Below are 1,984 nucleotides of genomic sequence, written 5' to 3'. Positions count from 1 at the left end.
CATCCTTACTGGGGCGCCCGCCGCTGCCGTGAAGGGAGGCCGCTTCTTTACATTTCGGCCGGCGCAAGACGCGTGAGCGAGGGCAACATCATGAATCCCGAAAAGCCCAGCATTCATGCGCCATCCGCCGAGCTGCTCGCTGCCATGGCTAATGAAAAGCGCCTTCTCGCTCTAATGATTCTTGCTGACGGAGAAATATCCGTTTCTGATCTGGCGCCGCGACTGGGGCTTAGCAACTCAGCACTCTCCCAGCATCTCGGCATGATGCGAGAATCTGGTCTGGTCACCCGGAGGCAGGAGCGCCATAAAGCGTATTACTCGTGCACAGATCTTGCCCTGAAAGTCCTTGAGCTCCTGGACTGGCTTGTTGAGCGGAAAACTCTGCCTGGCCGCGACCATCATCCATAAAGCCCGGACCTTTGGAAGGTTGCGATGTCGCGACTTCAAGGCTCGTCACCGGATTGTGGAGATTTGTAAGCTTCGACCCCGCCGCCAGGCGATGGCGGCGGGGTTGGATGGTTCGTTCAGTCGTAAACCTTGATGATTTTTCGGGTGCCCGGGTCCACCAGCACCGTGCGGTTGTCGACCACAACGTAGCGATATTTGACGTTGGGGACCTCATGGATCTCAACCGTTTCCGGCAGGGCTGTCCCGACATTCAGTTCCACGCCGGGGAGCTTGACCGACGCCAGGGGCTGCTTCTTCACATATTCGCGGATGACGGTGTCCTGTTCCGGCTGGATGATGATGTCGTCCGCGGCGGCTGAGCCGATCCCAGCCAATAGCAACATCGCTGCTGCGGTGTTCTTTAGAAGCATGTTCATATCTGCACTCCTGTAGGGACGGGCGCAACACGATCATCGTCCCGCGCCGCCCGGCAAGTTGAACATGGAGCCGCCCTAAACGTTCCGCCCTAGGTACTTAGGTCTAGTCCCCTTGGGACCTAAGTCTGGTTCTGGAAACCGCATTGGTCCTGTCAGCGGCAGCGGCTGGAACGCTTGGCTTCCGCGGCTGTTGTCTCTCGAATTTGGAAGAATGCAGATGGATAAAGTGTGGACCAAGCACGCTGGTTATTCGCGGCTGTTCCCTTTCTCGTGATGGCACTCGTTCTAAGCTGGCATGTGGTGGATCGGCGCAGCAACGTCCCTTCCGACGCCGAACGCCTGTATCTTTAACCTGCAGTAGGTGACCTGATGTTGCGCGACAAGGAGAGTCGGATCTTAGAGGCAGGCCTGCTGGCGGCGGTGCCTGTTTGTGTGGCGATTACCGCACTGGTCGCCTTGATGACCTTGGCCAGCATATGAATCGGTTCCTTTTCGCAGCCTCCGACTTCCTATCTCGGCCGCCAGGCTTCTATGTCATGCTCGTGGCAATGGTTTTGTGCACCGCCCTGGTGCCTTTTGGACTGACAAATGCGGTCACCTATGCCCTGTCGGTTGCCGCCATCGTGATCACCGGTGTTGTCCTTTTACAAGGCTATCGCGATACCGCCGCCATTCACGCAAAACTCGACGAGATCATCGTTTCACTGAACGAAACCAGGAACGACGTTGTCGGATTGGAGCATGCCGAGCCGGACGAGATCAGGGAGAAGCTTGTAAAACTCGAAGAAGAAGCGTCCCGAACAGTCGGGGCTGCCAGGCGCGAACTTTCGAAAGCAACAGGAGAGAGATCATGAACAATCTCATTTGGCTCGTTGGTGCGGTGGTCGTCGTCTTGGCGATTTTGAGTTTTTTTGGTCTTCGGTAGGCGACGAGCATTTCCGCCGACAACCTGAAGGATCAGGGGGAACTACACTTGGCGTCGCAAATTGCTTTCATGAATGACAATCAGCCGCCCCCCGACAAGTTGATATCCGAGCCACCGCCAGATTGGCAGGGCGTGTTTTTTGCCACCGCTGCCCTCGTCTCGTCCTTATGCGCCCTGCTGCTGGCATTTCGGATGTCTGTTTGATCGCTGTCGGAGGGGCCATTGTCCTATAAAG

Annotated in this window: 3 protein-coding genes; 2 read left to right on the top strand and 1 reads right to left on the bottom strand. The window is 56.7% G+C overall.

The features are described from left to right. The coding region (locus EN991_RS34100) for a metalloregulator ArsR/SmtB family transcription factor (protein WP_245461155.1) at positions 1 to 408 on the top strand (408 nt) is incomplete at its 5' end. A gap of 116 nt (positions 409 to 524) precedes the next feature. Here the strand turns inward: EN991_RS34100 and EN991_RS34095 are convergent. Then, entirely contained in the window at positions 525 to 824 is a 300-nt protein-coding gene (locus tag EN991_RS34095) for a DUF1236 domain-containing protein (RefSeq protein ID WP_013525105.1), read from the bottom strand. Between the two features lie 476 nt (positions 825 to 1,300). On the opposite strand from EN991_RS34095, the gene EN991_RS34085 reads away from it, so the two are divergent. Further along, positions 1,301 to 1,678: a low affinity iron permease family protein gene (locus tag EN991_RS34085; RefSeq protein WP_063170791.1), complete on the top strand. Its 378-nt coding sequence runs from the start codon at positions 1,301 to 1,303 to the stop codon at positions 1,676 to 1,678. The last annotated feature ends 306 nt before the right edge of the window (positions 1,679 to 1,984 follow it).

Origin of the sequence: Mesorhizobium sp. M7A.F.Ca.US.005.03.2.1, assembly GCF_003997795.1 — a bacterium.
GTDB classification, from domain to species: Bacteria; Pseudomonadota; Alphaproteobacteria; order Rhizobiales; family Rhizobiaceae; genus Mesorhizobium; species Mesorhizobium ciceri.
Note: the sequence above shows the minus strand (reverse complement) of the source record. Positions and strands in the feature narration are given on the sequence as shown.

Coding starts and splice junctions, on each gene's coding strand:
- EN991_RS34095 (WP_013525105.1), bottom strand. CDS start 824: ATGAACATGCTTCTAAAGAACACCGCAGCAGCGATGTTGCTATTGGCT.
- EN991_RS34085 (WP_063170791.1), top strand. CDS start 1,301: ATGAATCGGTTCCTTTTCGCAGCCTCCGACTTCCTATCTCGGCCGCCA.